Annotated in this window: 5 protein-coding genes; 2 read left to right on the top strand and 3 right to left on the bottom strand. The window is 39.1% G+C overall.

Going from position 1 to position 8220, the window contains the following annotated elements; all coding sequences use genetic code 11:
* Positions 1 to 377 precede the first annotated feature (377 nt).
* Both gppA and rhlB read right to left on the bottom strand, forming a co-directional pair.
* Positions 378 to 1871 carry a guanosine-5'-triphosphate,3'-diphosphate diphosphatase gene (gene gppA / locus CWB77_RS09350; protein ID WP_138622471.1) on the bottom strand — a complete coding sequence of 498 codons (1494 nt, stop codon included), beginning with the start codon at positions 1869 to 1871 and terminating at the stop codon, positions 378 to 380.
* Between the two features lie 45 nt (positions 1872 to 1916).
* Positions 1917 to 3194, bottom strand: coding sequence for an ATP-dependent RNA helicase RhlB (rhlB, locus tag CWB77_RS09345; protein ID WP_010392673.1), 1278 nt, complete (start codon positions 3192 to 3194; stop codon positions 1917 to 1919).
* 91 nt (positions 3195 to 3285) lie between these two features.
* Here rhlB and trxA point away from each other — a divergent pair, with 91 nt between their 5' ends.
* Positions 3286 to 3612 carry a thioredoxin TrxA gene (gene trxA, locus CWB77_RS09340; RefSeq protein ID WP_008109071.1) on the top strand — a complete coding sequence of 109 codons (327 nt, stop codon included), beginning with the start codon at positions 3286 to 3288 and terminating at the stop codon, positions 3610 to 3612.
* Positions 3613 to 3800: 188 nt separating this feature from the next.
* On the top strand, positions 3801 to 5060 hold the full coding sequence (gene rho / locus CWB77_RS09335; protein ID WP_010392671.1) for a transcription termination factor Rho: 1260 nt from the start codon (positions 3801 to 3803) through the stop codon (positions 5058 to 5060).
* Between the two features lie 279 nt (positions 5061 to 5339).
* On the opposite strand, the gene CWB77_RS09330 is transcribed toward rho, so the two are convergent.
* Entirely contained in the window at positions 5340 to 8162 is a 2823-nt protein-coding gene (locus CWB77_RS09330; protein ID WP_109875821.1) for a tetratricopeptide repeat protein, read from the bottom strand.
* Between the last annotated feature and the right edge of the window lie 58 nt (positions 8163 to 8220).

Here is an 8220-nt window from a genome sequence, read left to right as displayed (position 1 = left end):
AATCTAAGCTTGGCTGTTAGAACTCAATCTGTACGAGTGCCCACACAGATGATTGCTTTATATTGTTAAAGAACGTTGCGATTAAAGCGTTAAACTTTATCTCGCTAGGGCTGCGCATATTACGCTTTCCTATTTTTTTGTCAACACTTAATTTTGTTAAACTTGAAAGTTTTCAGAACTAAGTTTTACTCGACTCACTGAGTAGCTCGTGCCTCGCTATGCGTTGCGCTCTGCCGTCTCAGTGGGGTCGCATTATAGGGAGATCCGAAAACAGATCAACCCTTTTTTGAAGAAAACTTGAAATAAATGACTGTTCGAACAAAAATACAACTAAAAGCTCATTTTAACCACTAAAAACTCTGCGAAAGCCGGATTAACTAACTCACTTTAAGTTTCCAACCGCATTTTTTTTGATACTTAATCTCTTGATTTAGCTCACTTGCCATCAATGGGTGGTTTTTTAACCAGTCATTTTCAAATTGAATCACTAACTCTTCATTCTCAGCTGTTATCTTAAAGTCTGGCAACACATCATCTTGTCGGCGCATAGATAAAATAACGGCAATACGTAATAGTCGAACCATATACGCGGCAACAATACTATGTGCACCTAAATGATCTAAGCATCCCTTTTGAAGGTCCCAGCGATGACTATTAGCTATAGCAACGATCACTTTGTGCTCTGATTGTGAAAAACCGGGCATATCGGTATTTTCTAAAATATAAGCGGTATGTTTGTGGTACTGCTTATACTCTATTAATAAACCTATTTCATGAAGCTGCGCGACGGCATTCAAAAGCGGCAATCCGTTTTGTGCTTCAATCGGCCAATAATGACTGACTTCATTAGCTAACAGTGCAGCTAAACTTGATACTCTAGATGCTTGCTTTTGATCAACATGATAACGGTTCATAAAACCATCAATAGTACGTTGGCGAATGTCGGTATTATGTAGCTCCGGTAGCATGCTATATAAAACACCTTCACGAAGAGCACCACCCGCTAACCCCATTTGTTCTATTTCTAGTGACTCAAACAGTGCAATTAAAATAGCCAGCCCAGATACAAACACTAACCGTCGCTCTTCACTTAACCCTGGTAAATCGAGTTCAGCTATTGTTTTGTAAGCTATGGATTGTTGTTTGATGGTATAGAGCTTTTCAAGGGTGAGCATTTCATTTAAATTTTGTGCCACCATAATTTCTTGAATAGCTTGCACTGTACCTGACGCACCAGAGGCAAGTTGCCAACCAGCTGTTTTATATTCAGGTGCTATTTTATCAACAACATTTCGCGCTGCTTTTATAGCAGCATTAAAGTTTGCTTCATTTAATTGGCAATCTTTAAAGTAGCGTTCGAGAAAAGTCACGCAGCCAATATTAAGGCTCTTATAGTGACGCGCTTCAAAGCCTTGGCCAATAACAACCTCGGTACTCGCTCCACCAATATCAATAACCAGCTGCTTGCCTGTACATGAAGAGGTATGTGCAACCCCTTTATAAATCGTTCGTGCTTCTAGCTCGCCGCTAATAACATTAACTTTATGTCCTAATATTTCTTCTGCACGTAGTTTAAAGTCGTCGGCGTTGGTTGCTAAACGAAGTGTTGCAGTGGCAACAATGGTGATGTTTTGCGCTGGAATATCTTGCAACCGCTCTGCAAACAAGGCCAAACATTCCCAGCCTCGTTGCATAGCCTCTAAGCTCAATAAATTATCATCATCAAGCCCAGCCGCGAGTCTTACTTTACGTTTGACGCGTCCTATTGTTTGCAGGCCGCCCGCCATTGATTTGGCAATAAGCATATGAAAGCTATTTGAGCCTAAATCAATGACTGCATATACATTTTTTTGCGGTTTAAGTTGCCCCACCGTTCAAAAACCTCTAGTTACAAATACAATCAAACTAACGGTCGGTTAAGACCGTCCTTTTTGGTAACCATTATTTGGGCGACGTCCGTTGTTATTACTACGATTACGTGGACCAGTAGAAAAATTACGTTTTCTATGAATAGTCGGCTTCGTTAAATCATCTAGCAATGCACTTTTATCGTAATGTGATAATGGAATGCTGTGCTCAATGTATTCTTCAATTTCATGAAGGTTATAAGCATATTGCTCACACGCAAAGCTAATTGCATGACCTGAAGCGCCTGCTCGAGCTGTACGACCAATGCGGTGAACGTAATCTTCGCAATCGTCAGGTAAATCAAAATTAAATACATGACTTACTTCTGGAATATGCAAACCACGTGCAGCAACATCGGTAGCCACTAAAAAGTCTAGCTCGCCTTTACTAAATTGCGCGAGTATTGACTGGCGTTTCTTTTGGTTTACATCACCGGTGAGCATGCCCACACGATGTCCGTCTGCTTTTAACCATGCATATACGGTTTCACAGCTATGCTTGGTATTAGCAAAAACAATGGCTTTCTCAGGCCATTCTTCTTCAATCAAGGTTAACAACAGCTTAATTTTATCTTCTTGTGAAGGATGAAATAGCTCTTCTTGAATACGTTTACCTGTTTTTACATCGGGCTCTATTTGCACATGCTCAGGGTTGGTCATGTGTTCAAATGCAAGCTCTTGTACACGGTACGATAGCGTAGCAGAAAATAATAAGTTTAAACGCTCTGACGTATCTGGCATACGACGGAACATATAACGAATATCTTTAATAAAACCTAAATCGAACATACGATCGGCTTCATCTAGCACGACTACCTCAATTTCATTAAGGGTGTAACAGCCTTGCTTATATAAATCGATTAGGCGACCTGTGGTGCCAATTAAAATATCAACGCCTTTTTCTAGTTGTGCACGTTGTTTTTCGTAATCTTCGCCACCATATACTAAACCTAAGTTAAGATTACAGTGCGGCGCTAAAATTTTTGCATCTTTGTGTATCTGAATCGCAAGCTCCCGAGTTGGGGCCATGATCAGGGCTCTTGGATGTTTACTAGGTGCTTTGCTAGATTGTAATAACCGGTGGCACGTGGCAGTTAAAAATGCCAACGTTTTGCCAGTACCTGTTTGTGCTTGGCCCGCAATATCGCGCCCTTCACAAATAAAAGGTAGGCATTTAGCTTGAATGGGTGTGCAATATTCAAACCCACTTTCGGTTAACCCGGCAACCACTTCCGGTGCAATAGCAAAGTCTGAAAACTTTTTATCGGTCAAATGTGTCTTAGTCATAGCGTTTAAGCATAACGTTTAAACTTGCAATAAGAAACAAGAGTGTTTAAATACGCACTAAATATTTCGCCTAACTAAACCGGAGAGCGCAATGAGCGAGAAAATAATCCAAATTACCGACGATAGCTTTGAAGCTGACGTATTACAATCAGACAAACCTGTACTAGTAGACTTTTGGGCAGAATGGTGCGGACCGTGTAAGATGATCGCCCCAATTCTAAGCGAAGTTGCTGATGAGTTTGATGGCCGTGTAACTATCACTAAATTAAACATTGACCAAAATGCAGGCACACCACCAAAGTTTGGTATTCGTGGTATCCCTACACTACTACTTTTCAAAGATGGTCAAGTAGCTGCAACTAAAGTAGGCGCACTATCAAAAACACAATTAGTTGAGTTTTTAGAAAATAACATCTAATAAGTGTTAATTAAAAAAAGGGCTCTCAGCCCTTTTTTTATAATTTATTTTGCAGAAGTACTGGACGCTGCTGTAATGACCTGCTAGTTTATAAAGCCAACTAATCCTTAGTTATATTCAACGAACCTCACTCAACGATCTAATAAAGCGATTTTGAGTATGACAACTGTAATAAAGAACCCACCAATATGCATTTACGCGAATTAAAAGACAAGTCTATAAAAGAGCTTGTAAACCAAGCTGAGTCCATGGGGCTCGAAAACGTAGCCCGTTTGAGAAAGCAAGATATCATTTTTGCAATTCTTAAATCACACGCCAAAGGCGGAGAGAATATCTTCGGTGGTGGTGTTTTAGAAATTTTGCAAGATGGTTTTGGCTTTTTAAGATCATCAGAAGCTTCTTACTTAGCAGGCCCAGATGATATTTATGTATCTCCGAGTCAAATTCGCCGCTTTAGTATGCGTACTGGCGACTCTATTTCAGGTCTTATTCGTCCACCAAAAGACGGTGAGCGTTACTTTGCTTTGCTTAAAGTAAATGAAGTTAACTTTGATAAACCTGAAAACTCTCGCACTAAAATCCTTTTTGAAAACCTAACCCCACTTCATGCAAACGAACGTTTTCGTATGGAACGCGGTAACGGCAGTAAAGAAGATATTACCGCACGAGTTCTTGATTTAGCATCACCAATTGGCCGCGGCCAACGTGGTTTATTAGTAGCACCGCCAAAAGCGGGTAAAACAATGTTGCTACAAAATATTGCGCAATCAATCACACATAATCACCCTGACGTTACATTAATGGTTTTACTTATTGATGAACGCCCGGAAGAAGTTACTGAGATGCAACGCCTAGTAAAAGGCGAAGTTATTGCATCAACATTCGATGAGCCAGCTTCTCGCCACGTACAAGTTGCGGAAATGGTTATCGAAAAAGCAAAGCGCTTAGTTGAGCATAAAAAAGACGTTGTTATTTTACTTGATTCAATCACCCGTTTAGCACGTGCATATAACACGGTTATTCCATCATCAGGTAAAGTACTAACCGGTGGTGTAGATGCTAATGCGCTACATAAGCCTAAGCGTTTCTTTGGGGCTGCACGTAACGTTGAAGAAGGCGGTAGCTTAACAATTATTGCGACGGCGCTTATTGATACCGGCTCTAAAATGGATGAAGTTATCTACGAAGAGTTCAAAGGTACAGGTAACATGGAACTACACCTTAACCGTAAAATTGCGGAAAAACGTGTATTCCCAGCTATCGACTTTAATCGCTCTGGTACACGCCGTGAAGAATTACTCACTAAGCCAGATGAACTACAAAAGCTGTGGATTTTACGTAAAATAGTACATGACATGTCAGAAATTGACGCCATGGAATTTTTAATTGATAAGCTATCGATGAGTAAAACCAACGATGAGTTTTTTGATTCGATGAAACGTAAGTAAGCTAAACCTAGTTAAATCAACGTTTTTAAATAAAAAAGACACCAAATGGTGTCTTTTTTGTTTTTAGAGTAGATTAACCTGAACTCTGGTTAAGAGATTTACTAACATATTGAATCAAAAAAATATTTGTGCTTATTTTTCTCTAGCTAGAGATTTTTAGTGAAAACAAGGCGAAATTACGCGTCAATAGCTCGCCTATTGCAAATAAATTCAACGCAGTTAGCGCTGAAAATAGCTGCTTGAGATGGATTTATTATCCGGAGTTCAGGTTAAATTAATTTATTCGTATTTTTTAAACAGTGCCTGTAAGTTATTGACTAACGTTGTTAGCCTTTGTGTATTTATTTGTGGCTGAAGTAATTCATCGTCTAGCGCTTTTGCCGCTAAGGCTATGTCTTTAAACTCGAACATTTGTGCCGCCCCTAACACTCGATGGCTATCTTTTTGTAGTGCCTGATAATCAGCATCTTTAAAGTGTAGCTCAATAAGCTCACTTTCTTCGGCTAGACTTTGTTGAAAGCTCGTTACTAAATCACTCATATCAACATGAACCTGCTCAGTTGATACCTCTGTATTTGCAGCATTTAAGTATTTTGCTAGCACAGTATAAAAAGACTCTTTATCGATTGGCTTTGCTAAATAGTCACTAAAGCCAAGTGATAAATAGTGGTCAATCTCGTGGCTCATGGCATTGGCCGTTAATGCTAAAATAGGCTGCTCATAACCACATTGCTTGAGTAGTTCAAACGCAGAAATACCATCCATAACAGGCATTTGAATATCTAATAGTACTAAATCTGGGTATAGCTTTAAACTTTGTTCTACTGCTTGCTCACCGTTTTCAACGGCAATCACTTCTAGCCCAAGAGAATGTAAATAACGACTGATCAGTTTGCGGTTATCACTGTGATCTTCAGCAAGCACCACCTTACCCGATAATAATCTGTGTCGCTCATCTGACTTAGCTTGCTGATCGTCATGGCAAACTTGCTCTTCAACTTGTATACAAGGCAAATAAAATGAAAACTCACTGCCTTTTTTAAACTCACTCTGAACACTTATGTAGCCACCCATCATCGCCGCTAATTGCTGCGACAAGCTCAAACCTAGTCCTGTGCCACCAAAACGTCGGCTAATACTGTTATCTGCTTGGCTAAAACACTCAAAAATAAGTTTAAGTTGAGATGAGCTCATGCCAATCCCAGTGTCTTTAATCGAAAAGAGTAACCCTTGCTCGGTTTTATTAACACCAATAGTTACTTGCCCTTTATGAGTAAACTTAATAGCATTAGCACATAAATTAATAAGAATTTGTTTTACTCGCGTTAAATCTAATCGCGTAAAATAGGATTTTTCTAACTGGCAGTCTAAAACTAACGATAAACCTTTCGCTTTAGTTTGAGGAGAAAACATAGCGTGAATATCGTTGATAAGCTTCACCACATCAAAACAACTAATATTAAGTTCTAACCGGTTTGCCTCTATCTTACTTAAGTCCAACACATCATTAATCAAGCTTTTTAAATGCTCACTTTGACGTTGTATTACTCTAAGCTCATCTTGTAATTGTTCCGGCTTGTATAGACCATTAATAAGATCATCAGTTTGTGCCAAAATAGCAGTTAACGGTGTTCTTATTTCATGGCTTATATTCGCTAAAAACTGGCTTTTCACCTCGTTTGCTTCACGTAGCTCTTGCGCCACACTTTGTAGCTCTTTAGTACGCTGTTCAACTTGTTCGCTTAACTTTAACTTAGCTTGCTTTTCTGTTCGGCGCTTATAAACAGCAATTACCGTAATTAAAATTAATATGGCAACAATCACCAACAAAAACGTTAACTGTGAACGCTTAGCTATTTGCAATTCTTGTAAGTATTGTTGTTGTTTTAATTGTTTAATTTCTTGGTTTAGCTGATTCGATTCAAACTGGATTTGAAATTGACTGACCGCTTTTGAAGCTTCTTCGGTATTCACACTACGCTGATAATCAACGTACTGTTGGTGTAAATTTAGCGCTTTTTCATAATCCCCTAAGCTCGCATTTATTAGTGCTTCAATTCCTAAGCCATCTTTAATACGCATGCCATTATTGTACTCTTTGGCAAGGGTAATTGAGTGCTCTGAGGTTTGTTTGGCACTTTGCGTATCACCTTGTACAAATTGAACAATTGACAACACATGTAAAGCTGCCGCTAATAAAGACTTATTATCTGCCTCTATTGCAAATTGTTGGCCCGCATTAGCGTGATAAAAGGCAACATCAAATTTATTTAGTTTAAGGTTGATGGTGGCTAAGTTTGTATGCTTGGTAGAAAGTTGAAACGCATTATTAACGCTTTGATAGTAACGTAAGGCCAACTGATTATAATGCAGTGCTAATTGGTACTGTCTCGATTCTGTGTACGCCACCCCCATATTACCGTATGCTTGGGCAACACCGTCTTCATCGCCAAGTTCTTGAAAAACTTTTAAAACCTCACGGTACATCTCAAGAGCTGACTCATATCGAGAGAGACGAATATAAATACCGGCAATATTATGTAATATATCGGCCTTATCTTGTGCGCTCCCCTCTTTTTCATAAATTACTTTGGCTTGCTGATAATAATCAAGAGCTAGCTCCATGTTATACATATCAAAATAAGCAAGCCCGATATTACTAAGTAAATTAGCCTGTTTTATCGGACTTTTAAGCGCAATTGCGATGTTTAACGCGCGGCTATAATCAACGACCGCTTGTTGCACTAACCCTTGATAATAAAGCACAACTCCTTGCATTTTAATCGCACGAAAGAAAAGTTTAGGCTGATCTTTTAACGTACTATTGGTCTCTAGCAATTTAAAATATTTTAGTGCATTGGCTAAATCACTTTGCGCAAACGCCAGCTCAGCTAAATCGCTATAAATAGTAATGCGTTGTAAATTTGGAACATCAGGGTTCGATAAGATATCGGTTGCAAGGCGATGCTTTTCAGGCCATGCTTGTTCAAGATTAAACTGCTCAAACAAACTTGGCTGCTCATTTGATAAAGCGTCATTTGATGCACTACTTAAAACAGCCAAAAGGCCAATAAAGCAGATGCGCTTTAACTGAGTCAGCATAAAAATATCCTTAAATCCTTGCTAGCCATAACAAAACGACACCCAAACCAAGTATAAA

Source organism: Pseudoalteromonas sp. S1610 (assembly GCF_005887465.1).
Classification (GTDB): domain Bacteria; phylum Pseudomonadota; class Gammaproteobacteria; order Enterobacterales; family Alteromonadaceae; genus Pseudoalteromonas; species Pseudoalteromonas undina.
This window is presented reverse-complemented; position numbering and strand designations above follow the sequence as displayed.

Excerpts from the sequence above, each read along its gene's own strand:
- rhlB (WP_010392673.1), bottom strand. The coding sequence starts at position 3,194 with ATGACTAAGACACATTTGACCGATAAAAAGTTTTCAGACTTTGCTATT.
- trxA (WP_008109071.1), top strand. The coding sequence starts at position 3,286 with ATGAGCGAGAAAATAATCCAAATTACCGACGATAGCTTTGAAGCTGAC.
- rho (WP_010392671.1), top strand. The coding sequence starts at position 3,801 with ATGCATTTACGCGAATTAAAAGACAAGTCTATAAAAGAGCTTGTAAAC.
- CWB77_RS09330 (WP_109875821.1), bottom strand. The coding sequence starts at position 8,162 with ATGCTGACTCAGTTAAAGCGCATCTGCTTTATTGGCCTTTTGGCTGTT.